26 protein-coding genes and 1 pseudogene are annotated in these 21,871 nt (G+C 70.3%); 16 read left to right on the forward strand and 11 right to left on the reverse strand.

Features of this window, described 5'->3' with window-relative positions; all coding sequences use genetic code 11:
• Nucleotides 1-78 precede the first annotated feature (78 nt).
• Nucleotides 79-650: pseudogene (locus OG823_RS00975) on the reverse strand (transposase); the annotation flags it as partial.
• Between OG823_RS00975 and OG823_RS00980 the strand changes: the two are divergent.
• A complete protein-coding gene (locus OG823_RS00980; protein ID WP_371484263.1) occupies nucleotides 648-1,301 on the forward strand; it encodes a transcriptional regulator in 654 nt (217 codons plus the stop codon). The pseudogene OG823_RS00975 and the gene OG823_RS00980 sit on opposite strands and share 3 nt — an antisense overlap.
• Nucleotides 1,302-1,874: 573 nt before the next feature.
• Here OG823_RS00980 and OG823_RS00985 read toward each other — a convergent pair.
• On the reverse strand, nucleotides 1,875-2,435 hold the full coding sequence (locus OG823_RS00985; protein ID WP_371476590.1) for a TetR/AcrR family transcriptional regulator: 561 nt from the start codon (nucleotides 2,433-2,435) through the stop codon (nucleotides 1,875-1,877).
• Between the two features lie 37 nt (nucleotides 2,436-2,472).
• On the opposite strand from OG823_RS00985, the gene OG823_RS00990 reads away from it, so the two are divergent.
• Nucleotides 2,473-3,513, forward strand: coding sequence for an epoxide hydrolase family protein (locus OG823_RS00990; protein ID WP_371476591.1), 1,041 nt, complete (start codon nucleotides 2,473-2,475; stop codon nucleotides 3,511-3,513).
• A 220-nt stretch (nucleotides 3,514-3,733) separates the two neighbouring features.
• Here the strand turns inward: OG823_RS00990 and OG823_RS00995 are convergent, their stop codons facing one another.
• Nucleotides 3,734-4,552, reverse strand: coding sequence for a helix-turn-helix transcriptional regulator (locus OG823_RS00995; RefSeq protein ID WP_371476592.1), 819 nt, complete (start codon nucleotides 4,550-4,552; stop codon nucleotides 3,734-3,736).
• Nucleotides 4,553-4,684: 132 nt separating this feature from the next.
• Here OG823_RS00995 and OG823_RS01000 point away from each other — a divergent pair, with 132 nt between their 5' ends.
• The 5 genes from OG823_RS01000 (at nucleotide 4,685) to OG823_RS01020 (ending at nucleotide 8,317) form a co-directional block, all read left to right on the forward strand.
• Nucleotides 4,685-5,773, forward strand: coding sequence for an aldo/keto reductase (locus OG823_RS01000; protein WP_371476593.1), 1,089 nt, complete (start codon nucleotides 4,685-4,687; stop codon nucleotides 5,771-5,773).
• 208 nt (nucleotides 5,774-5,981) lie between these two features.
• Nucleotides 5,982-6,482: a hemerythrin domain-containing protein gene (locus OG823_RS01005; protein ID WP_371476595.1), complete on the forward strand. Its 501-nt coding sequence runs from the start codon at nucleotides 5,982-5,984 to the stop codon at nucleotides 6,480-6,482.
• 229 nt (nucleotides 6,483-6,711) lie between these two features.
• Nucleotides 6,712-6,861, forward strand: coding sequence for a hypothetical protein (locus OG823_RS01010; protein ID WP_371476596.1), 150 nt, complete (start codon nucleotides 6,712-6,714; stop codon nucleotides 6,859-6,861).
• 500 nt (nucleotides 6,862-7,361) lie between these two features.
• On the forward strand, nucleotides 7,362-7,802 hold the full coding sequence (locus tag OG823_RS01015; RefSeq protein ID WP_371476598.1) for a TspO/MBR family protein: 441 nt from the start codon (nucleotides 7,362-7,364) through the stop codon (nucleotides 7,800-7,802).
• Between the two features lie 185 nt (nucleotides 7,803-7,987).
• On the forward strand, nucleotides 7,988-8,317 hold the full coding sequence (locus OG823_RS01020) for a hypothetical protein (RefSeq protein WP_371476600.1): 330 nt from the start codon (nucleotides 7,988-7,990) through the stop codon (nucleotides 8,315-8,317).
• Between the two features lie 517 nt (nucleotides 8,318-8,834).
• On the opposite strand, the gene OG823_RS01025 is transcribed toward OG823_RS01020, so the two are convergent.
• Both OG823_RS01025 and OG823_RS01030 read right to left on the reverse strand, forming a co-directional pair.
• The gene (locus OG823_RS01025) at nucleotides 8,835-9,020 is read right to left on the reverse strand and encodes a hypothetical protein (protein WP_371476601.1); all 186 of its coding nucleotides are present in this window, start codon (nucleotides 9,018-9,020) and stop codon (nucleotides 8,835-8,837) included.
• 502 nt (nucleotides 9,021-9,522) lie between these two features.
• The gene (locus tag OG823_RS01030) at nucleotides 9,523-10,008 is read right to left on the reverse strand and encodes an Hsp20/alpha crystallin family protein (protein WP_371476603.1); all 486 of its coding nucleotides are present in this window, start codon (nucleotides 10,006-10,008) and stop codon (nucleotides 9,523-9,525) included.
• A gap of 279 nt (nucleotides 10,009-10,287) precedes the next feature.
• Between OG823_RS01030 and OG823_RS01035 the strand changes: the two genes are divergently transcribed.
• The 5 genes from OG823_RS01035 to OG823_RS01055 all read left to right on the forward strand — a co-directional run bounded on the left by OG823_RS01035 (nucleotide 10,288) and on the right by OG823_RS01055 (nucleotide 13,831).
• Nucleotides 10,288-10,680, forward strand: coding sequence for a hypothetical protein (locus OG823_RS01035; RefSeq protein WP_371476605.1), 393 nt, complete (start codon nucleotides 10,288-10,290; stop codon nucleotides 10,678-10,680).
• 336 nt (nucleotides 10,681-11,016) lie between these two features.
• The gene (locus OG823_RS01040) at nucleotides 11,017-11,280 is read left to right on the forward strand and encodes a hypothetical protein (protein ID WP_371476607.1); all 264 of its coding nucleotides are present in this window, start codon (nucleotides 11,017-11,019) and stop codon (nucleotides 11,278-11,280) included.
• Nucleotides 11,281-11,325: 45 nt separating this feature from the next.
• Nucleotides 11,326-12,129 (forward strand): alpha/beta fold hydrolase, encoded by an 804-nt coding sequence (locus tag OG823_RS01045; protein ID WP_371476609.1) that lies wholly within the window; start codon nucleotides 11,326-11,328, stop codon nucleotides 12,127-12,129.
• Nucleotides 12,126-13,445, forward strand: coding sequence for a SpoIIE family protein phosphatase (locus tag OG823_RS01050; protein WP_371476610.1), 1,320 nt, complete (start codon nucleotides 12,126-12,128; stop codon nucleotides 13,443-13,445). Before OG823_RS01045 ends, OG823_RS01050 begins: the two co-directional genes overlap by 4 nt.
• A complete protein-coding gene (locus OG823_RS01055; RefSeq protein ID WP_371476611.1) occupies nucleotides 13,433-13,831 on the forward strand; it encodes an STAS domain-containing protein in 399 nt (132 codons plus the stop codon). Before OG823_RS01050 ends, OG823_RS01055 begins: the two co-directional genes overlap by 13 nt.
• 336 nt (nucleotides 13,832-14,167) lie before the next feature.
• On the opposite strand, the gene OG823_RS01060 is transcribed toward OG823_RS01055, so the two are convergent.
• From OG823_RS01060 to OG823_RS01075, 4 genes are all read right to left on the reverse strand, one after another.
• Nucleotides 14,168-14,584: an STAS domain-containing protein gene (locus OG823_RS01060; protein WP_371476613.1), complete on the reverse strand. Its 417-nt coding sequence runs from the start codon at nucleotides 14,582-14,584 to the stop codon at nucleotides 14,168-14,170.
• 216 nt (nucleotides 14,585-14,800) lie between these two features.
• A complete protein-coding gene (locus tag OG823_RS01065; protein ID WP_371476614.1) occupies nucleotides 14,801-15,208 on the reverse strand; it encodes a DUF2267 domain-containing protein in 408 nt (135 codons plus the stop codon).
• Entirely contained in the window at nucleotides 15,205-15,618 is a 414-nt protein-coding gene (locus OG823_RS01070) for a DUF2267 domain-containing protein (RefSeq protein ID WP_371476616.1), read from the reverse strand. The genes OG823_RS01065 and OG823_RS01070 overlap by 4 nt, the downstream gene beginning before the upstream one ends.
• Nucleotides 15,619-15,788: 170 nt before the next feature.
• The gene (locus OG823_RS01075) at nucleotides 15,789-16,226 is read right to left on the reverse strand and encodes an Hsp20/alpha crystallin family protein (protein WP_371476618.1); all 438 of its coding nucleotides are present in this window, start codon (nucleotides 16,224-16,226) and stop codon (nucleotides 15,789-15,791) included.
• 113 nt (nucleotides 16,227-16,339) lie between these two features.
• Between OG823_RS01075 and OG823_RS01080 the strand changes: the two genes are divergently transcribed.
• On the forward strand, nucleotides 16,340-17,023 hold the full coding sequence (locus OG823_RS01080) for a type III effector protein (protein ID WP_371476620.1): 684 nt from the start codon (nucleotides 16,340-16,342) through the stop codon (nucleotides 17,021-17,023).
• A complete protein-coding gene (locus OG823_RS01085) occupies nucleotides 16,998-17,240 on the forward strand; it encodes a hypothetical protein (RefSeq protein ID WP_371476621.1) in 243 nt (80 codons plus the stop codon). Before OG823_RS01080 ends, OG823_RS01085 begins: the two co-directional genes overlap by 26 nt.
• A 531-nt stretch (nucleotides 17,241-17,771) precedes the next feature.
• On the opposite strand, the gene OG823_RS01090 is transcribed toward OG823_RS01085, so the two are convergent.
• Both OG823_RS01090 and OG823_RS01095 read right to left on the reverse strand, forming a co-directional pair.
• Nucleotides 17,772-18,146, reverse strand: a complete 375-nt coding sequence (locus OG823_RS01090; RefSeq protein WP_371476622.1) for an STAS domain-containing protein — start codon at nucleotides 18,144-18,146, stop codon at nucleotides 17,772-17,774.
• 151 nt (nucleotides 18,147-18,297) lie between these two features.
• Complete coding sequence (locus OG823_RS01095; protein ID WP_371484264.1) at nucleotides 18,298-18,579, reverse strand: MerR family transcriptional regulator; 282 nt, start codon at nucleotides 18,577-18,579, stop codon at nucleotides 18,298-18,300.
• Nucleotides 18,580-19,814: 1,235 nt separating this feature from the next.
• Here OG823_RS01095 and ddaH point away from each other — a divergent pair.
• Nucleotides 19,815-20,654 carry a dimethylargininase gene (gene ddaH / locus OG823_RS01100; RefSeq protein ID WP_371476623.1) on the forward strand — a complete coding sequence of 280 codons (840 nt, stop codon included), beginning with the start codon at nucleotides 19,815-19,817 and terminating at the stop codon, nucleotides 20,652-20,654.
• Nucleotides 20,655-20,768: 114 nt separating this feature from the next.
• Nucleotides 20,769-21,794 carry an iron-containing redox enzyme family protein gene (locus OG823_RS01105; RefSeq protein ID WP_371476624.1) on the forward strand — a complete coding sequence of 342 codons (1,026 nt, stop codon included), beginning with the start codon at nucleotides 20,769-20,771 and terminating at the stop codon, nucleotides 21,792-21,794.
• Nucleotides 21,795-21,871: the final 77 nt, after the last annotated feature.

Raw genomic sequence — 21,871 nt, forward strand, 5'->3', positions numbered from 1 at the left:
GGTGGTAGGTCTGGGCGAAGCCCCGCTGTGCTTGATGTGTGCGACGGGCCGCCGAACAGACTGTCGATAGCTTGATCTTTAACCTCGCGCGGCGAGGTGGGCTTGGAGTGTGGGTTCGCGTTTGACCGTCTTGCCGACGTGGTGGCGGGGTGCCGGCTTGCGGTTCTTCGAACCCGGTGGCCGTCCGGGGCCGGGCCGGAAGGGTTTCGGCACTCGGGCCGGGTGGGGACCTTCGCGCGGATGTTGCGGAACCCGCGGCGGACCCAGGCCGGGGTCAACTTCGCTGTGGGCAGGGGGCGTTCCCAGGGGCGGCGCAGGTCGGCGGCCAGCGGGCGGGCCAGGCGGAGCTGGGTGTGGGCGACGATGACCAGCCAGGTCCACAGGTCGGCGGTGTCCGGCGCGCGGAACTGCGGTGCGGTCCAGCCGAGGGTGCCCTTGAGCAGGCGAAAGATGTGCTCGAGGTCGAATCTGCGTAGGAAGGTGCGCCAGATCCGGTCCAGGTGCGCGGTGTCGATGCCGGTGGCCGAGGACCACAGCCACAGCGGCTTCGCCTCGCGGCGCTCGCCGGGCAGGTACTCGACCTTGAGGCGGACCACAGCGTGCTGGAAGCCCTCGCCCAGGCCCTGATGCTCGATGACACCGAGCGCATGTACCTGTACGACCTCGCCCGCGCCGCAGGACCGGCACCCGGCGCGCGGGCACGGCAGCGGGAGGTCCGACCGACGGTGCGGCCGAGCGTGGCCCGGATCGTCGAAGGAATGCCGGAGCTGCCGGCGTACGTGATGAACAATCGCCTCGACACGCTGGCCGCCAACCCGCTCGGCCGGGCCCTGTACGCGCCGATGTACGACGACCCGACCTGCCGGGCGAACGTCGCCCGGTTCGCGTTCTTCAACCCCGCGGCCAGGCGGTTCTACCCCGACTGGGAGCGCATGGCCCGCTTCGCGGTGGGCGCGCTGCGCATCGAGGCGGGGAGGAACCCCTACGACCGGGAAGTGTCGAACCTGGTCGGCGAACTGTCCACCCGCAGCGATGTCTTCCGCGTGATGTGGGGATCCCACGACGTGCATGTCTTCCGCCAGAGCACCAAACGCCTCAACCATCCGCTCGTCGGCCACCTGGAACTCGACCAGGAGACCATGAGCCTGCCGGACGGAAGCGGCCTGAGCGTGGTCGTCTACAGCGCGCCACCCGGAACCGCCACCGAAGACGGCTTGAAGCTGCTCGCCGGCTGGTCCGCCACGACCGGACAGGAGCGGGAAGAGCAATCCACGAGCGGACCGTCGACCCGGCAGCCCTGACGGCGGCGCCGGCCCACCAGCTCACCCATCCACATCGCAACGACGACCGGACCACAGGGGACGTACCGCTCTGGGTCCGGGGGCGCGCCGGTTGATGCAGGTAACCATCGGATCTGTTCGGGCGGTGAGCTACCTGCGAAGGGCCTCGTTCGCGGTTCCGATCTCGTTGGTCAACAGGCCGTAGGAAGCGACGAGTTCTCGGACTCCGTTGCAGTGGATCCGGAGTCGATCAACCTCACCGGGGCGCTGGGGTCCGATTCGGCGGACTCGCTGAATCCCCCTGGGCTGCTGATCGGCCTCGACAGCCGGCATCTGGAAGTGGTTACGTCGATCGGGGCGCCTCGTCGGGGAGTCGACAGGTCGTCGGGTTGATCATCGCAACGTGGACCATGGTTCCGAGCGGGCCGGCGGGACCCAGCGGTCGCGGGCCGGTCTCGGTGGTTCACGAGGCGGCCGAGGCTCCGCTCGACGACCCCAGCGCCGGGGCTGGACGACGAATCCCCTGGTTACGGGGGCGCAACGGGCGCTCGTGACCTCGATGCCCGCCGCGGCCCCGTGCTCGACGATGGCGTTTCACCTGTCGGCGAGGTGTTGAATGGTGGCGCTCAGCCAGGCCTGGAGATCGGCGGGGTCGCCGAGTTCGGAACGCAGGACCCGGCGGCGGGTCGAGACGCCGAGCACGAAGGCGTCGATCGCGGCGGCTCGGCTGCGGGCCTCCCCGTCGTCCAGGCCGCTGTCACGCAGGTAGCGGTGCAGTGGCTCCAGCGAGTTCGCGTCGAGGAATGCGGCCAGCGCCTCCGCTGCCTCCGGGCGCTCGCCGGACGCGCGTTGCAGCACGAGCAGCGGATCCTCCCCGGGTCCACCGAACCAACGCTGGACAATGCTCGCCGCGAGGCGCGACCCCAGCGCGGACCGGTCGCCGTCGAAGGAGTCCGAGACCGGAAGCTCCACCCGGGTCGCCGCCAGGAAGAGGCCGTCCTTGCCGCCGAAATAGCGCGTGATCAGGTTGGGCGACACACAGGCCGCGTCGGCCACGCCTTTGACCGTGATCGCCGCGTACCCGTGCTGGGCGAACTGGCGTTGAGCGTGCTCCAGGATCCGCTGCCTGGTGGCGGCCGCATTGCGCAAAGTCATGTGTACGAGCATACACATCGTGTGTACGCTGATACACATGATGGACGAACTGCGAGAGCGGATCCGGCGGACGCGGCGTGTCACGACCCCGTGGAGTGACGACGGGACGCACGGCATCAGCAGTACCCGCCTCGACGAACTGCTCGAACGCTGGGTGGACGGGTACGACTGGAGCGTGCACGAGCGCCGTATCAGGGAGCTCCCCTGGGTGACGGTGCAGGCAGGCGACACCGGCCTCCGGGTGATCCACCAGCGGTCCGCGAATCCCAACGCCCCTGTGGTCGTACTACTGCACGGCTGGCCGGACTCGGTGCTGCGGTTCGAGCGCGTCCTGCCCCTGCTCGCGGACATGCACGTGGTGGTTCCCGCGCTGCCGGGCTTCCCCTTCGCAGCCCCGCTCACCACTCCCGGCGTCTCGGTCAACAGGATCGCCGATATCGTCGCGGACGCTCTCGACGAGCTCGGCTACTCGCGGTACACGGTGTCCGGCGGCGACGTGGGTGGCACCGTCGCGGAAATCCTCGCGGCCGAACACCCGGACCGGGTGACTGCCCTGCACCTCACGAACATCGCCCCGCTGCGCGCGCTCACGGCGGACCCGGCGAAGCTCGCCCCCGACGCGGCCGCCTACCTCCGCCGGTCGGCGCAGTGGTTCCGAAGCGAAGGAGGGTACATCGCGGAGCAGTCGACGCGGCCGAACACGCTCGCCGTCGCCCTCGGCGACTCACCAGCCGGCCTCATGGCATGGATCGTCGAGAAACTGGAGTCCTGGTCCGACGAGTCGGCCTTCACTCCGGACGAGCTTCTCACCTGGGTCACCGCCTACTGGGTCACCGGCACGATCGCCACCTCATTCGCCACCTACGTCGAACCGGCCACCCTTCCTGACCGGATCGACACGCCGACCGTGCTCTCCGTGTTCCCACGCGACCTGAAACCGGAGCCGCGAAGCTACGCTGAGGCGTTCCTCAACCTCCACGACTACGTGGAACACCCTTCCGGCGGCCACTTCGCAGCCTGGGAACAGCCCGGGGCCTACGCCGACGACGTACGCCGTGCGGCCAAGCTGGGCGGCTGAACCGCGCTCCACGGAGACACTGTCAGGTTGAGTGGATGGCTCTTCTGACGGCATGTCGTGCGGTTGGCCGACCGCCACCCCTCTGCCTGAACAGCGCAAACGCACCCCTCTATCCCGGAAAGACACGGCCCACCGTCAAGTGCTGGCGGACCGGACCGGATTGTTCGCGGCGCTGCCTGATCGGCGGCCAGGCTGGTGTCCCGCGCACAACCTCTTGACGTCACCGTGCGCACAACCGGTCCAATGCCGACTGGCTCTCACCGTCCGCCGCGCGGCCGATCATCAACCGCTGGTCCGGATCTTGGAGTGGCACAAGCACTTCGAAGTACACGGCGATCACCCCGGCGCCCGGATGCCGCATCTCCTTGTGTCCGGGGCCGTTGACCTTCACGTCTCGCTCGGCCCACAATCGCGCGAATTCCTCGTTATGGCTGGTGCATTCGATGATGAGGTCGGTCAACGCCTGGTCCTCCGGGTGCGCGGCCCACGCTGCGCGCAGGTGGGCGATCCCCTCCCGCGCGACGCGCTCGCGGTCGACATAGAACTCGCGCATTTCCGGATGCAGCAGGCACAGCCACATCGCATTGCGCTGCGACGGCGGCAGGGTGTCGAAGTCCATCAGCAGCCTGGCCATTTCGGCGTTCCAGGCCAGGATGTCGTAGCGGTGGTTCATCAGCATGGCCGGCAGCGGCGACAGGTCGGTGACCAGCCGGGCCAGCGACGGCGCCGCAGTGGTGGCGGGTTTGGCGGCGTTGCGGGGGCGCTGCTGGGCCAGGTTGAAGAGGTAGGCGCGTTCGTCCGGGGCCAGGCGCAGCGCCCGTGCCAGTGCCTCCACCACGTTCGCTGAGGGCCGCAGCCCCCGGGCCTGTTCCAGCCGCACGATGTAGTCGATGCTGACCCCGGCCAGTTCGGCGACCTCTTCGCGACGCAATCCCGGGGTCCGCCGGGCCCGCTGGCGCGCCGGCAGATTGAAGTCGCGCGGATCCAGGCGTTCGCGCCGGGTCCGAAGGAACGCGGCCAGCTCCTGTGTCGTGTTCACGGTGCGGGTCATCATGTTCGATCGAACAGTCAGGGTAGGACTGGTGTTCCCAGGAACTTCCTTCCCTTATCCCCGGCTTGCGGCGGTCACAGACTTGTTCTCGACAACGGATCACACACGCAGGAGGACACGATGTCGCTCACCCTCGACACCTACCGGTTGCTGGGCCGCTCCGGACTGCGGGTCTCTTCGCTGGCGCTGGGCGCGGCGACCTTCGGCACCGAGTGGGGCTGGGGCACCGGGCAGGACGAGGCGCGTGAGCTGTTCGACCTCTACGTCGAACGCGGTGGAAACTTCATCGACACCGCCAACACCTACACCGATGGCAGCTCCGAGCGCCTGCTGGGCGAATTCACCCGCGACAACCGCGAAAGCCTGGTGCTGGCAACGAAATACACCACGCTGCGTCGTCCCGGCGACCCGAATTCCGGGGGCCCTCATCGTAAGAGCCTGTTCGCGTCAGTGGAAGCCAGTCTGCGGCAGCTGAATACGGACTACATCGATCTGCTCTACCTTCACGTGTGGGATTTCACGACACCGGTTGAAGAGATCCTGCGCGGCCTGGACGATCTGGTCCGGCAGGGCAAGGTCCTGTACGTGGCAATCTCCAACACCCCCGCCTGGCAGGTGTCGCACATGCAGGCGATCGCCGAGCTGCGCGGCTGGTCGCCGCTGGTCGCCCTGCAGATCGAATACAACCTGATCGAGCGTACCGGGGAACGTGACCTGATCCCCATGGCACGCGAGATGGGGTTGGGCGTGGTGCCGTACTCGCCACTGGCCGGCGGGGTGCTCACCGGCAAGTACAGCCGCGACGACCTGACCGCGACGAACACTGCCGTCGGCGACGGCACCCGTAAACATTTCAACATCGCCAACGGCGGGCTCACCGAACGCAACCTGGACATCGCTGATGTCGTGAAGGAGGTCGCCACGGAGCTGGGCCGCACAACCGCCCAGGTCGGGCTGGCCTGGACCCTGCAGAACCCGGACGTGACGGCACCGCTCATCGGCGCCCGCACCCTCGCGCAACTGGAGGACAATCTGGGCGCCCTGGATGTCGACTTCACGGCCTCCCAGCTGGCCCGGCTCGACAAGGCCAGCGCGATCGAACTCGGCTTCCCGCATGACATGCTCGCCGGCGACAGGATGCGCGCGGTGACCCACGGCGACCTGAAGATCGAACCCCGCGGCGCCGTCAAGGCGCGGAACGTAAGGTGATGTCCCTTTCGTCGGCGCCGGTCTCCGTCACCAGCGTGCTGAGACCGTCCGCGACCTCATTGAGAACGGCAACTCACGGCTCCGCAAAAAGGAGCAACCCCACTCCCGGTCCCTGCCGGTGCTCTGCTGTCCGGCAGTCGCAGTCATTCTGGTCTAATCGCCGCAAACGCGGGCAGGCGCTGAGTAGACCACCTCGAAAGGAGTTCGTATGTCAACCGACGCCATCGTCCTTCTCAAGGAGGACCACAAGGAGGTACGTCGGCTTTTCCGGGCCTTCGAAGCCACCGGTGACGATGCGAAGGCACAGAAGGCCGACCTGGTCAGCAAGATCGTGGAGGCGCTGACGGTCCACACCTACATCGAGAACGAGGTCATGTACCCCGAGGTCCGCAAGCTCGTCCCGGACCTCGAAAGCGACATCCTGGAGTCCTACGAGGAACATCACGTCGCGGACGTGCTCTGTGCGGAACTCGACGCCCTCGGACCCGATGACGAACGCTTCGACGCCAAGACCACCGTCCTCATCGAGTCGGTCGGCCACCACATCGAAGAGGAGGAAGGCGACTGGTTCCCCAAAGTCCGGGCCGCCCTCGGACGCAAGGAGCTTCAGGAGATCGGCGCCCGAATGCTCGAAGTCCGCGCCACCGCGCCCAAACGGCCCCAGCAGCCCAGCTCACTCAAGAAGGCCGCCGACGCCCTCCTCGCATAAGGCTGCCGTCCGCTCGTCACACTCACGGTCGTGGTCCCGTAGGCAACGATCGCCGACCCGGTGGGCCGCCGGCGGCGGCGGCCCACAGCCGGGGCGATGGGCACCACCGCACTGAGAGCGGGCCGTGCCGTCGGGTCGGCCGGGACCCGGCCGTCCGGATCGCCGGTGCGGCCCCGCCCCGAGATCCGCGTGGCGAGAAAGGGGAGGACGGAACAGCACGGAGGTCGTCGTGATCGTCCTCGGGGTCATCCTCGTCGTCGGTTTCCTCGACGGCATATCCATCCTGTGGACCATCGGCATCGCCCTCGTCGTCATCGGGCTCATCCTCTGGGTACCGGGGGCCGTCGGTCACGTCGCAGACCACAAGCCCTACCGGTGACAGCCCACCCCTGGCTGCACAGTAAGGCGGCGCGGCGACCGGCCGTGGCGACCGTCCTGTGCGGCGTAGGAAGCGGGCAGCCTGCTCATTCGGGGCGGGGGCAGCGGGGTGCGGCGCGTTTCCAGAACTTCCAGGACCTGCGGCCTGGACAGATGCCGGGACGAGGCGGCAGGGCTGCTCACCACCGCGATGACGAAGGCACCCGAAGAGCTGAACTGCGCCCGCAAGGCCCGCGGCCCGCGTTTCATCGTCAACCCTCACCGGCACTGACGGACAACCCGTGAACCGGTGACACACAAGGACCCGACTCCCGGTCACGGGAGAACTGCCTACATCTCGGGCCCGAACCGGCCCGGCAACGCAGCCCGGGCGATCCGGTGGGCCGCGCGCCGTTGAGACTGCGTCGGAGGGGCAGGCGAAGGTGTATGAGGATCATCAGCGAACGATCACAGCGCCCTACCCGCGGCCGCTGGCAGGTGTATGCGGCCACCACGTCGGCCGTGACGGCGACAGCGATCATCGGTGGGCGGGCAGTGGATGCCGACAGCGCCTGGTACCGGTCCTTGGCCAAGCCGCCGTGGCAGCCTCCCGGCTGGGCGTTCGGCGCGGTATGGACCCCGCTGTACGCGTCGATCGCCTGGGCCGGCGGCCGGGCCCTGCTCAAAACGCACGGCCAGGAGCGCCGAGCCCTCACTGCAAGCCTCGGCGTCAACCTCACCCTGAACACCGCGTGGAACTGGCTCTTCTTCCACGGCCGCAGCCCGACGGCCGGCGCGGCAGGCACCCTCGTACTGGACCTCAGCAACACCGACCTCATCCGACGCACCGCCCACGCCGACCGAACAGCAGCCACCGCCCTGATCCCGTACGCCGCATGGTCCGCCTTCGCAACCGCCCTCAACATCGACATCGCCCGCCGCGACCGCACGAACAGGCGGTGACCAGGTCATAGTTCGTCCGGAAGACTGCACGGAGGACGGTCACAGGGAGGATCGCCCCTCCACGAGCAAGCGGATGAGACTCAACCAGCCGACGGTTGCGGGCGGTTTCAGCATCGACGGCTTCCTCTGGTCCGGATGGCAGCGTGCGGGTGCGACAGGGCGGGGCAGCGGTCACGCTGAGGGGTATGGACATCGTCGTCGTGCTGGAGCTGGACATGCCGAGCAACGTGCGCGTCCTGGGCCCCGGCCGCACACCCGCGGACCCGCAGCACCCGGTGCGCCGCGCACATGCCGTGCCCGCCGGAGACTCGGGAACATGCGGCCCTCTCACGTTGTGCGGCCTGGACACCGGCGAGATGACGCTCGCCCCGCACAGAATCGCCGACCCCGACCAGACGTGGTGGCCGCCGCACTGGCACGCGTGCAGCTTCTGCCACGCCGCCCGGCAGACCACCGCGCCCCCCGCCCGGCCGGCCGTCGCGAACCTGCCCGAAGCAGTGGCGGCGGCGAACTGAAAACCTCGTCCCAGGCGCCCGGTGTCCCGGCCCCCCCACGACAGAGCCCCCGTCCTCATGGTCAGGCAGCGCCGGGATGGCTGCGGCCGGCCGCGCACTCACAGGCGCTCTACGACCGGACCGCGGCGTAGTGGGAGCGGACCGGGGCGACGGCAGATGGTGGGGCGGCGATCTGGGCAAGGGTGTCGTGCAGGAGTCGGACGGCATCCTCGGCCCATTGAGCCGACGGCGGCGGGCACGACGGTACGAAGCCGAGGCCGCCGTGGCTACGGGCGAGCCGGATGGTCACAATCGCGAGGGCCTCGCGCAGATTCGCCAGCCGTTCGACGGGTGGCAGAACGTCCTGTCGGCGAAGCGCGTGCCACAGCGAAGGCGCCATGGCGACCGGCCGCCGACGGGCCGCCTGCCCGCACCCTTCTTCGCGGCGGTTCACCGGCCTCGCGGGAACGCCGTGGCCTCGCGCGATGGTCGGCTTCGAGGCTCGTGAGCTCACGGGCCCAGACATCGGATCGAGTCGTCACCGGGCCAGGACGGAGGCCGCGCTGCCCAGCAGGTTGTCGATGACGGGGGCGAAGGCGGTGGAAGCGAGCAGGAACCCGAAGACGACGGCGACGCAGGCCGCGAAACCGGTCGCCTGACGGTTGCGGACGAGGACGCCGAGGACGACGCCGAAAAACAGTACTCCGGACATGGTGAAGGTCACCGGGCGACTCCCTTCCTCGGGCGGTGGAAGACGAAAGAGCGCTACCCGCAGCCGCAAGCGGCCGACGCGTTGGTCCCAGGCGGCCGCGAATTCGTCCTCGCTCGCGGGTAGGCCACGGAGGTGAGTGCCAGGCGACCGGGCCGGCCAGGCTGATGTCGGCGGCCGGGGGGGTATTCGAGCCGGCGCGCCGGAGTGCGGCCCGTCGCCGTTGTGGCCGGTCGCAGACAGTCGTCGGGCGACGTCCTGCTCGACCTGACGGCGAGTCGGCCCCGCGGCGTGCGTGGCGGTGCGCGGCCAGCAGGCTGCGTCGGGCCGTGTCCTCGGCCGCGCTCGCCGGCCCGGTTTCCGTCGGGCCCGGCTCTGTGAGTGGTGGCCGGTGCGGAGTGCAGGTGCCAGTCGTCGTCTCGGGCGCCTCGCACGGCTGTGGAGGACCGAACGTCGTGGGCGGGCCGCGCGGCCCCGGTTGGGTTCCGGGGCCGCGCGGGCGACGCCAAGGTGAGCGTCAGGCGTTGATCGCCTCGCGCCGGGAGTCGACTCCGGTCGGTTGGGGCTCCTGCGGGGGCCGCACGGCGGCGGGGGCGCCGCTCCGGGTGCGGCCTGTGATCTGGATCTTGCGGGGCTTGGCCTTCTCCGTCACCGGGATCTGCACGGTGAGCACGCCCTGGTCGTAGTCGGCCTCGATACGGTCGGTGTCCAGCGCATCGCCCAGGAACACCTGCCGGGTGAACGTCCCCAGGGTGCGCTCGTCGGCCAGCACCTGCGCACCCTCCGGCAGCCCGCCCCGGCGCTGTGCACGGACGGTCAGCACGTTGCGCTCAACGTCCAGGTCGATGGACGCCGGGTCGATGCCCGGCAGGTCCAGGCACAGGACGAAGCTCTGGCCGTCGCGGAAGGCGGTCAGCGGCATGCCGGCCGGCTTCGCCGGGGTACCGAGCAGCTGCTGCGCGAGACGGTCGAAGTCGCGGTAGGGGTCGGTACGCATCAGCACGGTGATTCAGCTCCTCACAATCGCAGCGGAACGAGCGTCGACAGCGGCAGAGCGGATACCGCCCTACCAGATAGTCTGCCGGGCTCATCGACAAGAAAGTTATAGCGCCAGGATAGGTTGATTGACAAGCAGGGACTCAACCTCGCGTGTCCGGCCGGCCGACGGGCAACCGGCCGGCGCGAGAACCGGCGAGCCAGGTGGCAGCGGCGGTGGACGATGGACCGGGATCACCCAGGGGGACCGTGCGGGCGGATCGCGGCGGGCACTACTCTCAGGCCCATGTCGAACCCTGATGGGCTGCTCGTCGACATCGCCGCGATGGTGGAGTCCGAGCACAACAACCAGATGCCCCTGACCGTCGTCGTCCCGGGAGCGGTCATCACCGGCCGCCTCGCACCGGAGAGCCTGTGGCACGCGCGGGTGGCCGAAGTCCTCGCCGCCTCCGAACACCTGAAGCCCTTCGCCACGCTGTTCACGGCGCCCGGCCCCGGCGACGGCGCGGACGGCGACGGCGCGACACCGGCCGCCGCAACGCCGACACATCTGCATCTGCACGTCGCCCGCATCCTGCAGGGCAGTCACGGGCTTCCGCACACCGGCGGCATGTACCGCATCGCCATCGCCGACATCAGCAGCTGGACCGTGGGAGACCTCAGCTACTCCGACCAGTGACACCACCACCCCGACACGGCCCCGCGCCGGGCCCGCTGTCGCGGTTACGGCGCGGGGCCGGTGCGACCGTGCCGGGCACTGGAGCCGCCGGAGCGGCCGGCCAGGGGGCGGTGACGGTTCGCGGGTCAGGGGCGGCAACAGGACGGGGCGCAGTCGAACCGGCGTGCATGACCCTTCGGGAGGGCCGTGAGGTGGCGGTGCGGGGGATGTCGTGGCCAGGACACCGCCGGCCGCCTCGGCGCAGGTGTTGCGCCGAGGCGGCCGGCGTGTGCTCCCCTCTGGCGGCGGCCAGAGGAGGACCGGGCGGGGCACGGGCACGGCGGCGACCTCCGCGGAGTGCTCATCGGCGTCCTCGGCGAGGAGCATCTGCTCACACGGCACGCCCAGGGTGCGCGCGGCCTGCAAACCGCGGTCGGGCAGGCCGGTCAACGTGTCGGCGGCCACCCGTTGACGGCGGGCGATGCCGGCCTTGCGAGGGGATGGCGGCGCCCGGGCGAGTTGACCGCCTATCAGCTCGATCGGCTCCGGTCGCGCGGGGCGGCACAGGGAGGGGTCGCGGTGCTCGGCGGCATCCGCGTCGATCTGCGTCTGCGGCGATGACAGTGCCGGGTGAAACCGTGGGGGGATCGATGGAAGGATGGGGGGATGGATGTCATGCGCAGGAACAACGTCAAGGTGACCGGGCGTGCTGACGGACCGGTCGTGGTACTTGCGCACGGGTTCGGCTGCGATCAGAACATGTGGAGGCTGATCGTTCCGGCGCTTTCCCGTGATCACCGCGTGGTGCTGTTCGACTACGTGGGCTCCGGCCGATCCGACGCCTCGGCGTGGAACGAGGCCCGCTACAGCTCGCTCCAGGGCTACGCCCGCGACGTGCTGGAGGTCTGTGAGGAGCTGGACCTGCGGGACGCGGTCTTCGTGGGCCACTCGGTCAGCGCCATGGTGGGAGTGCTCGCCGCGGCGTCCGCCCCGCAGCGGCTCTCCCGGCTGGTGATGGTCGCCCCGTCCCCCTGCTACATCGACGAGGACGGCTACCGGGGCGGCTTCAGCGCCGAGGACATCGATGAGCTGCTGGAGTCGCTGGAGTCGAACTATCTGGGCTGGTCGGCGGCGATGGCTCCGGTGATCATGGGCAACGCGGACCGGCCGGAGCTCGGCGAGGAGCTGACCGCCTCGTTCTGCGCCACCGACCCCGCCATGGCCCGGGTCTTCGCCCGTACCACGTTCCTGTCCGACAGCCGTGAGGATCTCAAGACGGTTGGGGTGCCGACGCTGGTGCTGGAGTGCGCGCAGGACGTGATCGCCCCACGCGAGGTCGGCGCCTATGTCCACGCCGCGATCCCCGCAAGCCGCCTGGTGACCCTGGACGCCACCGGGCACTGCCCGCAGCTGAGCGCACCGGAAGCCACCGCGCAGGCGATCATCGGCTTCGTCGGCGCCGCCCGGTGATGTGCCGCACCGGCCAGGACCCCGGCGAGCCCGACGGCATCGAGGACCTGGCCGCGGCCGACGCCGCGTTCACCGCGCTGCTCGAGGACAGCGCCGAGGAACTGTACGAACAGGCACCCTGCGGCTACCTGTCCACCCTGATGGACGGCACCATCGCCAAGATCAACACCACCCTGCTGGACTGGCTCGGCCTCTCCCGCGAACAGGTCGTGGGCCGGATGCGGTTCACCGACCTGCTGACCGTCGGCGGCAAGCTTTACCACGAGACGCACTTCGCGCCACTGCTGCGCATGACCGGCGAGATCAACGAAATCGCCCTGGCCATCAAAGCCACCGGCGGCCGCAGGCTACCGGTACTGGTCACCTCCCGAGTGAAGACCAGCGCCGACGGCGAGCCCATGCTGATCCGCACCACCGTCTTCGACGCCCGCGACCGCCGCTCCTACGAGACCGAGCTGCTACGCGCCCGCCAGGGCGCCGAAGAGGCCCGCGAAGCGGCGGAGGAAGCGCGTCGGCGCGCCGAGGCCGACCGCGAACGCCTGCAGGAAGCCCTGGAGGTACTGCAGCAGAGCCTGCTCCCCTCCACCCTGCCCGCAGTACCGGGGCTGGAAGCCGCCTCCTACTACCACACCGCCTCCCCGGACCTGCTCGGCGGAGACTTCTACGACCTGTTCCCGCTGAACGGCACCCGGTGGGCGTTCTTCCTCGGTGACGTGTGCGGCAAGGGCCCCAAAGCCGCCGCCGTGACCTCCCTGACCCGCCACACCCTGCGCGCGGCCGCCCTGCACGACTCCGACCCCGTCACGGTGCTCACCACACTCAACACCGTCCTGAACGAGCGGTACACCAGCGGCGACACCCGCTACTGCACCGCCGTCTTCGGCGTCCTGCATCCCCAGGGCGACACCTGCACGGTGCAGGTCGCCTCCGGCGGCCACCCCTCGGTGCTGATCCAGCGCGCCGACGGCACCGCCGAGTTCCTGCCCACCCCCGGCGGCATGCTCATCGGCGTCCTGCCGCAGGCGCAGTTCACACCCGCCCGCACCGTCCTCCACCCCGGAGACACCCTGCTGCTCTACACCGACGGCCTGACCGAAGCCCGCATCGGCCCCGAGCGGGAGCTGTACGGCGAGGACGCCCTGCGCACCTTCACCACCACCCAGAACCCGGCCGGCCCCCAGGCCCTCGTCACGGCCCTGACCGAACTTCTCGCCGGCTTCGGCCAAGGCCTCGACGACGACACCGCCCTGCTCGCCCTCGGCATCCCCTCTCCCCCGACCAACACTGCGAGTGAAGACCGGACATGCATCCGCTGACGATCACCACCCGAGACGCCGCGACCGGTCCCGTACTGGAGATCATCGGCGACCTTGACCACCACACCGCACCCGACCTGCGCAAAACCGTCGGTGCGCTCACCCTCACCACCGGCCGACAACTGGTCCTGGACCTGGCCCGACTGGACTTCTGCGACTCCAGCGGCATCACAGCCATGCTGGCCGCCCGCAACCTCGCCACCGAACACGGCGCCCACCTCACCCTGGCCGCCGTCCCCCCGAACGCCGCCCGCATCCTCAACATCGTCGGCCTGGACCGGGTCTTCACCATCCACCCCGACGTCGCCACCGCCACACTGCCCCTGCCCGCCACACCCCACGCCGAGAACACCGCACCCAGCGCCGGCCGGCACCCGAGCCACTGACCGAACCGGCCCGCCCGGGCGACCCGCAGCACCTTGAGAACGGCCCCTGGCAGACCCGGCCGATGCCGTCCCCGGCACACTCACCAACGCCACCCGCCAACTGGGACCACCTCGTAGAACGCCCTGCACGAGAGAAACGGGCACAAGCTGCTCCCCGCGCGAGGCCGGAAGCAGAAGGTGCAGCTGCGCGCCGTGGTGGACCAGGAGAGGGCCCTGCAGAGCTGCTCCTATGGGCACTCCTCACCGGGGAGCACCGCACGCGCGGGGGCCTGACGGTCAGTTGCACCCCCAGGACCAGCTACCGCTGGTTCCGGCAGGTCATCGCCGGTGACAACCTCATCCGCCGCCACGATCGCCGGCGAACGCCGGCCCGGTCGCCGGGGGTAACCGAGCAGTTCCGGGGGGTGCCTCGGCGGGCACGTCGTGGTCGACGGGGAAGACCCGGTCGGCGCCCGTGATCTGCAGGAGCCGGACGAGGGTTCGGGAGGGACGGGCGAGACGGACGGCCGCGCCGCGGCGTTCGGCTTCGATACGGGCACGAAGCAGGGCGTTGAGGCCGCAGGAGTCGCAGAACGTGACGGCGGCCAGGTCGATCACCAGGATCGGGGAGGCCGGGCTGGTGGTAAGGGCTCGGCGCAGTGCGGTGTGCAGGTGTGGGGCGCCGTCGAGGTCGAGTTCGCCGGCGGCTTCCAGGATCGGCCCGGTGGGGCCGGTGCGGAGGGTGACCGAGAATGCGGGTTCGGTGGTGGGCATCGGGTGACTCCCTCCGGGTGTCTTCGGGGCGGACGCCGCCACCGTACGACGGCGCCGCTGTCGCGTCTCACGCGCCGTGGAGGGTGGTGCGGCGGGGCGGCTCTCCCGTGTCCAGGGACGCCGCCGTCCGCGCATCCGGGGCGCCGGCCTGCTCCTTTCGATCCAGCAGGGCAGCATTCGTCGGTCCGGTCGGGCGCCGCGGTGACGGCACGCGGGTCAGGCGGCGGTGGCGAGTTGGGCGCGGCCGAACAGGAGTGCGTAGCCGTTGGGTAGTGCGGCGAGGAGGCGGTCGGTGGGGCCGGGGCCGGTCAGGTCGGCGAGGGCGGTGAGGGCGGTGAGGGCGGTGGAGGTGTGCCAGCGGGCGGTGGGGGTGGTGGTGGCGAGGTGGGTGGCGACGGCTTCGACGAAGCCGGGTGCGGTGAGGGGCTGGGTGTGGGGGATGTGGTGGGTCAGGGGGGTGCGGGCTTCGGGGGGCAGTGCGGTGGCGAGGTGGCGGCGTTCGTCGTCGGCGAGTTGGGCGGCGAGGACGGTCAGGACGGCGGTCAGGACGGTTTCGGCCTGCCGCGCGTCCTCGTAGCGGCCGAGGGAGCGGATGTGGTCGAGGAGTTCGTCGTGGCGGGTCATGGCTGGGGTGACCTTTCCGAGGGGTCGGGGCGGCCGAAGAGGAGGTCGTAGCCCGGGGGGAGTTGGAGCAGGATTCGTGTGGTGAGGTCGTCGCCGGCGGCGTCCGCCACGACGCTGAGGACGGCGCCGATGTCCCAGGTGGCGGTGGTCTCGCTCGCGCCGGGGATCCAGGCGGCGGTGGCCCGTACGAACCGCTCGGCGTCGAGCGGTTGGGCGGCCTGCAGGGGGTTGAGGAGGACCAGGGCGAACGTCTCGGGCAGGCGGGCGGCGAGTTCGGCCCGGTCGTGGCCGGCGATGTGGGCACCGAGCAGGGCCAGGACGACACGGGCGGCCTGCTCCGCCTCGTGAGTCGTGGAGTATTCACCGCGTTCCTGGACCTGCGCCAGGAACGCCTCGCATCTAAGGGTCATCGCAACTGCCTCCCCGGATCAGAGGGCGGGTGGGCGCGGGCGAGCACGGGGTTTGTGCTGGGTCCGCCGGGCGGCGGTTGATGAGACAGGACGTCGGTGTCCTGGCTCGCCCGCGAGGTGCCGCCCTGCGCGGCCGGGGGCGGTGCGGCCGACAGGGCGGCAGTCCCGGGTCAGGCGCGGATCTGCTTGCGATCCGTGCTTCGGGCGGTGATGGAGATCTTGCGGGGCTTGGCCTTCTCCGCTACGGGGATGCGCAGGGTCAGTACGCCCGCGTCGTAGTCGGCGCTGATGCCCTCGGGGTCGAGCGTGTCGGAGAGCATCACCTGGCGGGAGAACACGCCCAGCGGTCGCTCCGAGAGTTCCATGCGCGCCCCCTCGGCCTCCGGGCGCGGACGCCGCTCGGCCTTGACGGTCAGCATGTTCCGCTCGACGTCGATGTCGATCGCCGACGGGTCCACCCCGGGCAGGTCGAACGCGATGACGTAGTCGTCGCCGGTCCGGTACGCGTCCAGCGGCATCGGGGCCGGTGTGCTCCACGTCCCGCTCCGGGCGAGGAACTGCTGAGTGAGACTGTCCAGCTCGCGGAAGGGATCGGTGCGCATCAACATCGCGAAACACCTCCAGTGGTCCAGGCAACCAAGGCCAATGCGCTTCACCTGACACCGTTGTAGCATGTCATTCATCCGATGACAAACCCCAAAGTCTCCGAAAGGGTGACAGCGTGAAGGAACGCCCGAACACCACCACCGCGGACCCCGCACAGTCCGGCGAACCCGCCTCGTTCCTCGCCGCCGCGGCCGCCCTCGACGCGATCGACACCGCCCTGCGCGCCGCCCAGAAGCCCACACCCCCAGGGCCCGGGCCCGGACGCGGCGACAACCCCGAACACGCCCTGGCCGCCCTCCTGCTCCTACGCGAACTGCGCACCCGACTCGCCGCCTGGGAAAGCCCCCTCGTCGAAAACGCCCGTGCCGCCGGCGCCACCTGGGCCGACCTCGCCCACCCCATGGGCGTCGCCAGCCGACAAGCAGCCGAGAACCGCTACCTGCGCCTGCGCCCCGGTACGGACGACGCCGCCACCGGCGCCCAACGCGTCAAGGACATCCGCGACCGCCGCGCCGCCGACCGGGCCATCACCGCCTGGGCCCGCGACAACGCCACCGACCTGCGCATCCTCGCCGCCCAGATCACCGCCCTCACCGACCTCCCCACCACCGCCCGCCCCCACCAGACCCGCATCCGCACCGCCCTCGGCCACCACGACGCCGCCCGACTCATCACCCCCCTCACCGACATCCGCCCCCACCTCGACCCCGACCGCCACGCCGACCTCACCGCCCGCCTCGACACCCTCACCACCCGCACCGAGCAGCTCTGCCATGACAGCAACCACAACCGCACCTGAAACCACTCACCCGAGCAGCCCCGGCCCCTCCCCCACCCCCGATGCCGCAGCTCGCCGGCGCCACCTGAAAGAACAACTGGCCCACACCGCAGCCCACCTGCAGGCCGAACTCAACGCGGCGATCACCGACATGGACCGATGCCTCGCCGAACTCCACGCCATCGAACAGCGCCTGGCAGCCGGGCACCTCGGCGGCAATCCCATCGGGCCGGCGTAGTCCGCCCCTCAGCTTCAGAGCTCGTCAGCGCCCCCTGTGCCGTCGCCGACGTCGGTGCAGTACTGCCGGCGAGCAGGCGTCCTGGTCCGATACGAGTCGGAGGCGCCGATACGGCTCGGAGCCGCTCGGCTACCCGCCGGTGGCCGCGTGGTGCGCCGAGAGCCGCCAGCGGGGCGGAGCGGGAGGTCGCGCTGCCTGCCCTGGCCGGGACCGGATAGTCATAGGAATCCTCCCGGCGGAAGCGGGCAGGCGACCGGCTGCCAGGGAAAACAGGGAAACGACGTACCGACGTGACGAGATCGCGATGAGCGCGGGCGACAAGATCGAGAGCACCGGCGGAGTCCTGCGCCAGTACTTCCCGATCTACTCACCACCTAAAACCGGGCGGTTTTGCAACGACCGTTGGAACCCGAGGTTCCGCGGTCGGGCCCCCACCGTGTGCGCGCTGCGATCCCCCGGGCGACCTCGCGCGGGAGTCGCCGATCAGTGTCGGCGAGGGGTCGACGTGAGGACGGGGTGCAGTACGGAGTGTCAGGGCGCCGGCTCGACGAGCGCGGCCGCATTCGGATGCACCCGCAGCACCTGGTCCACCCCGGTACGTTGGAACAGGGCAGTCACCCGGGCGGTCGGGTGCACGACGTGCAGCACCGCCCCAGCCCCTTGGACTCGCAAGTGAGCACGGATGACGGCGTTGAGACCGCCGGAGTCGCAGAACCTCACCCCGGTCAGGTCCAACACCAGCTCGCCGGCCGCCCTCGCCGCGGCCATCACCTCGGCCACCACCGCGTCCAGCACCCCGCCCGAATCCTGGTCCAACTCACCCACCGCTTCCAGCACCGGGACGCCCGGACCCGGGCGGGGTCGGACGCTGAACGTGGGTGGGTCGGCCTGCGTGGCAGCGGTCATCGGGTACGTCCCCTCCGCCACGGTGTTCGCGGCCGGCGGTGCGCCCGCGAACCGGACGCATCCGTCGGCCGGCGTTGCGGGGCGGATCTCTCACAGTAGTGCCCGCGCGACCCACTGTGGCCGCAGCGCGGACGATGGCTTCGGCCGGGTGTCAGGTGTCGGCGGCGGGCGTGGGTCCGCCTTCGGGTCGGCGTAGTAGTTCGTTGAGGCGCAGGGCTTCCTCGAGTTGGTCTTCGAGGATGACGATGCGGCAGGCGGCGTCGATGGCGGTGCCCTGGTCGACGAGGTCGCGCGCTCGCATCGCGATCCGCAGCTGGTAGCGGGAGAAGCGGCGGTGGCCGCCCTCCGAGCGCAGGGGGGTGATGAGTCCCTGCTCGCCGAGGGAGCGCAGGAAGCCGGCGGTGGTGCCGGTCATCTCCGCTGCGCGACCCATCGTGTAGGCGGGATAGTCGTCGTCGTCGAGAGTGTCAGGGGTGTGGGGTCGGATGGTGGTCGTGGTCACTGCACCTCTTCTTATGTGGGGTCGGGGACGCGGCGAGGGGCCCCGGCGCCATAGCGGCTCCGGGGCCCCGAAGGGATACATCACCATCTACCGGCCCTGGGCCGGTCCTTGTTTCCGCACTGCCCCGGGGGAAGGGGCATGCGGGGATCGCGTATGCGTGACCGGAAACCACCGTCCTTCGTAACTGGGGGGTCTGCGGTGTCCGCCCGGACTGAAGACCTCACGGGCCGGGCGATCCTGATGGCGCTCTGTCCCTCCGTTCATCCTCTGTGTGTACTGACCGAACTTCGAACTACTTCGGGTACTGCTGAACTACCAACTACCTCGTACTGCTCCGGCCCTCGCGGACCGTCCGGTCCGGCAGCCAGCCCCGTCGCCCGTCCCGCTCACCTGCTTTGGCTTAGAACCCCACTGCCAGACTCCCCGGCACGCGCGCCCGCAGCCCTGACGCCTTCACCGGGATACCTCGTACAACGACTGCCGATACCGCTCGACTTCACCTGCCGGGTACTGCACCTGCTCTTGCCGCGGTACCGCGTGTGGCGGCCCCTCATCACTGCGGGCCACCCGGCCCGGCCACCGATCCCGTCGCCGCACTTCACCAACCTGGCTTCAGAACCCTGCAACCGTGCCGACCTGCGAACCTCTCCCGCCAGTTCGTGTCTGGCGAGTACCTCTCGACTGCTCGCTACGAGAGAAACACTAGCCACGACACCATGCGATGTCTACTCCAACCAGTACAGATTTTTTCGTGTCCAACGCGAACGCAGTCTTCGCCCCGCGGCCGGGCCGACACGCTCGCAACGGAGGGCCACGCCGGCCCGCCCGCAACGCCGGCGATGAGCGCGACACCACGAGGGGAGCGGTCGATGGAAGGGCCACGGGCCGATCCTGCGATACGCGCACCCGAGCCGCACACAGAGGCATCCACTGCTCGCCGCCCTCATCGAAGCCGTCCGCGACCGCAACGAACACGTCCCTGGGACACCGGTCCGCCACTGATCTCCCGACCGACGCACGGCAGGCAGCGCTGATGGAATGCGTGCTCCTGGGCCCTGTCCTACCGTGATGCGGGAGAGAGAGCCTCACCGAGAGACGCGCCTTGCGCCGACAGCTCCCGACCCTTCGGCCGGGCCACAGGCTGGGCAAGCGGCAGGAGGACCACCATGGGCACGCAGTCCACCGAAGCCCGCGTCCGTCACTACCTCATGTGCCCTCCGACGTACTTCGACGTGGAGTACTCCATCAATCCCTGGATGGATCCTGGCCGCCGTCCCGACCGCAGCCGGGCCGCGCGCCAGTGGCAGGCACTGCAGGATGCGCTGTGCGCGCTCGGGCATGTGGTGGAGGTCGTGGACGCGGCGCCAGGACTGCCGGACATGGTGTTCGCCGCCAACGCCGCCGTTGTGATCGAGGGGCGGGTCCTCGTGGCGACCTTCCGTCACTCTCAGCGCGCCGGAGAATCGCCGGCTTTCGAGAAGTGGTTCCGGAGCCGGGGATTCGAGCAGGTGCGCTGCGCGGAGAACATCAACGAGGGTGAGGGCGACCACCTCCTGGCGGGAGGCGTCCTCCTCGCCGGAAACGGCCCACGCACCTCGGCGTCGGCCAACGCCGAGAGTCACCGGTACTTCGGCCTGCCGGTCGTGGGCCTCACCCTCGTCGACCCGCGCTTCTACCACCTGGACACCGCGCTCGCCGTCCTGGACGACGGCGACGTCATGTACTGGCCGGGGGCCTTCAGCGAGACCAGCCGCCGAGAGCTGCGGCGGCTCTTCCCCGACGCCCTGCTGGCGGCCGAGGACGACGCGGTCGCCTTCGGAATGAACGCCATCAGCGACGGCCGGCACGTCGTCCTGCCCGCCGCCGCGCATGCGCTCGCCGCCAAGCTCTCGGTACGGGGCTACCGCCCACTTCCGGTGGACCTCTGCGAACTGGGGAAGGCCGGCGGCGGCCCGAAGTGCTGCGTACTCGAGCTGCGCCGTCCACCCCCGCAAGCAGCCGCCTGAAGCACCACGCCCACCGGCTCCCGGTGGGTGGCCCGCGCAGAGGTCTGCTTCGCATCGGCCCCGGTGGGTAGGCGCGCGGTGACCGACGGATCAGGCCGATCAGGAGATTCACTCATGGGTGTCAGCACCGCAGCCTCCCAGCCGCATCTGCCCGGCGCCCGGGGGCCGCTCTCCCGCGCCGTGATCGAGCTGGTCACCTCCCAGGCACCCCCGTCCACGGCGCCGGTGCCCGCCGGTGCCCTGGATGACGGGTGGGACGAGGACCACCAGCTGGCCCTCTACCTCTGCTACGAACTGCACTACCGCGGCTTCGCAGGAGTGGACGCCGCCTGGGAGTGGGATCCCGGACTCCTGGGCCTGCGCGGGCAGCTGGAACAGGCGTTCCTCCGATCGCTGCGCGCCGAGCTCGGGAGCGTTCCGCCGCTGGCTGACCAGCTGCGCGAGCTCCTGGTGGAGCCCGTGGACGGCGACGGCCCCTCGTACTTCCTCCTGCGCGGAGGCCAACGCTGGCAGGTCCGCGAATACCTGGTCCACCGGTCCCTGTACCACCTCAAGGAGGCCGACCCCCAGGCCTGGGTGATCCCCCGCCTGCACGGCGCGGCCCAGGCTGCGCTGGTGGCGATCGAGTACGACGAGTACGGCGGAGGGCGCCCCGAGCGCGTCCACTCGCGGCTCTTCGCCGAGATGATGACGGACTTCGACCTGGAGCCGGGGTACGGCCACTACCTGGACGCCGTGCCCGCGCCCGCGCTGGCGGTGGTGAACCTGATGTCACTGTTCGCCCTGCACCGCGCGCACCGCGGGGCGCTGGTGGGGCAGTTCGCGGCAGTGGAGATCACCTCGTCCCCGGGCTCGGCCCGGCTGGCGGCAGCGTTCGAGCGCCTGGGCGCGGGGCCGGCCGGAACGGGGTTCTACCTGGAGCACGTCGAGGCGGACGCCGTGCACGAGCAGCTGGTGCGGCACGGAGTCATCGAGGCGCTGCTGAAGGACGAGCCGGAGCTCGAGGAGGACATCGCCTTCGGACTGGCCGCCTCCACATTGGCCGAGGAGCGCCTCGCCCGGCACCTCCTCAGCTGCTGGGAACAGCAGCGCAGCTCCCTGCTCGCACCGCTGGACGACGCTCCGGCGCTGCTGCCCTGACTGTCGACCGGCTGCCGCCACGCTCCAGCGCCCTGCTCACCCCGGGCGTAACGCGTCACGACGGCCCCGGGGGGAGC

It is taken from the genome of Kitasatospora sp. NBC_00315, from assembly GCF_041435095.1.
In the GTDB taxonomy this organism is placed as follows: Bacteria; Actinomycetota; Actinomycetes; order Streptomycetales; family Streptomycetaceae; genus Kitasatospora.

Excerpts from the sequence above, each read along its gene's own strand:
- OG823_RS00980 (WP_371484263.1), top strand. The coding sequence starts at position 648 with ATGTACCTGTACGACCTCGCCCGCGCCGCAGGACCGGCACCCGGCGCG.
- OG823_RS00985 (WP_371476590.1), bottom strand. The coding sequence starts at position 2,435 with ATGACTTTGCGCAATGCGGCCGCCACCAGGCAGCGGATCCTGGAGCAC.
- OG823_RS00990 (WP_371476591.1), top strand. The coding sequence starts at position 2,473 with ATGATGGACGAACTGCGAGAGCGGATCCGGCGGACGCGGCGTGTCACG.
- OG823_RS01000 (WP_371476593.1), top strand. The coding sequence starts at position 4,685 with ATGTCGCTCACCCTCGACACCTACCGGTTGCTGGGCCGCTCCGGACTG.
- OG823_RS01005 (WP_371476595.1), top strand. The coding sequence starts at position 5,982 with ATGTCAACCGACGCCATCGTCCTTCTCAAGGAGGACCACAAGGAGGTA.
- OG823_RS01020 (WP_371476600.1), top strand. The coding sequence starts at position 7,988 with ATGGACATCGTCGTCGTGCTGGAGCTGGACATGCCGAGCAACGTGCGC.
- OG823_RS01035 (WP_371476605.1), top strand. The coding sequence starts at position 10,288 with ATGTCGAACCCTGATGGGCTGCTCGTCGACATCGCCGCGATGGTGGAG.
- OG823_RS01045 (WP_371476609.1), top strand. The coding sequence starts at position 11,326 with ATGGATGTCATGCGCAGGAACAACGTCAAGGTGACCGGGCGTGCTGAC.
- OG823_RS01055 (WP_371476611.1), top strand. The coding sequence starts at position 13,433 with ATGCATCCGCTGACGATCACCACCCGAGACGCCGCGACCGGTCCCGTA.
- OG823_RS01060 (WP_371476613.1), bottom strand. The coding sequence starts at position 14,584 with ATGCCCACCACCGAACCCGCATTCTCGGTCACCCTCCGCACCGGCCCC.
- OG823_RS01065 (WP_371476614.1), bottom strand. The coding sequence starts at position 15,208 with ATGACCCGCCACGACGAACTCCTCGACCACATCCGCTCCCTCGGCCGC.
- OG823_RS01070 (WP_371476616.1), bottom strand. The coding sequence starts at position 15,618 with ATGACCCTTAGATGCGAGGCGTTCCTGGCGCAGGTCCAGGAACGCGGT.
- OG823_RS01075 (WP_371476618.1), bottom strand. The coding sequence starts at position 16,226 with ATGTTGATGCGCACCGATCCCTTCCGCGAGCTGGACAGTCTCACTCAG.
- OG823_RS01085 (WP_371476621.1), top strand. The coding sequence starts at position 16,998 with ATGACAGCAACCACAACCGCACCTGAAACCACTCACCCGAGCAGCCCC.
- OG823_RS01090 (WP_371476622.1), bottom strand. The coding sequence starts at position 18,146 with ATGACCGCTGCCACGCAGGCCGACCCACCCACGTTCAGCGTCCGACCC.
- OG823_RS01095 (WP_371484264.1), bottom strand. The coding sequence starts at position 18,579 with ATGGGTCGCGCAGCGGAGATGACCGGCACCACCGCCGGCTTCCTGCGC.
- ddaH (WP_371476623.1), top strand. The coding sequence starts at position 19,815 with ATGGGCACGCAGTCCACCGAAGCCCGCGTCCGTCACTACCTCATGTGC.
- OG823_RS01105 (WP_371476624.1), top strand. The coding sequence starts at position 20,769 with ATGGGTGTCAGCACCGCAGCCTCCCAGCCGCATCTGCCCGGCGCCCGG.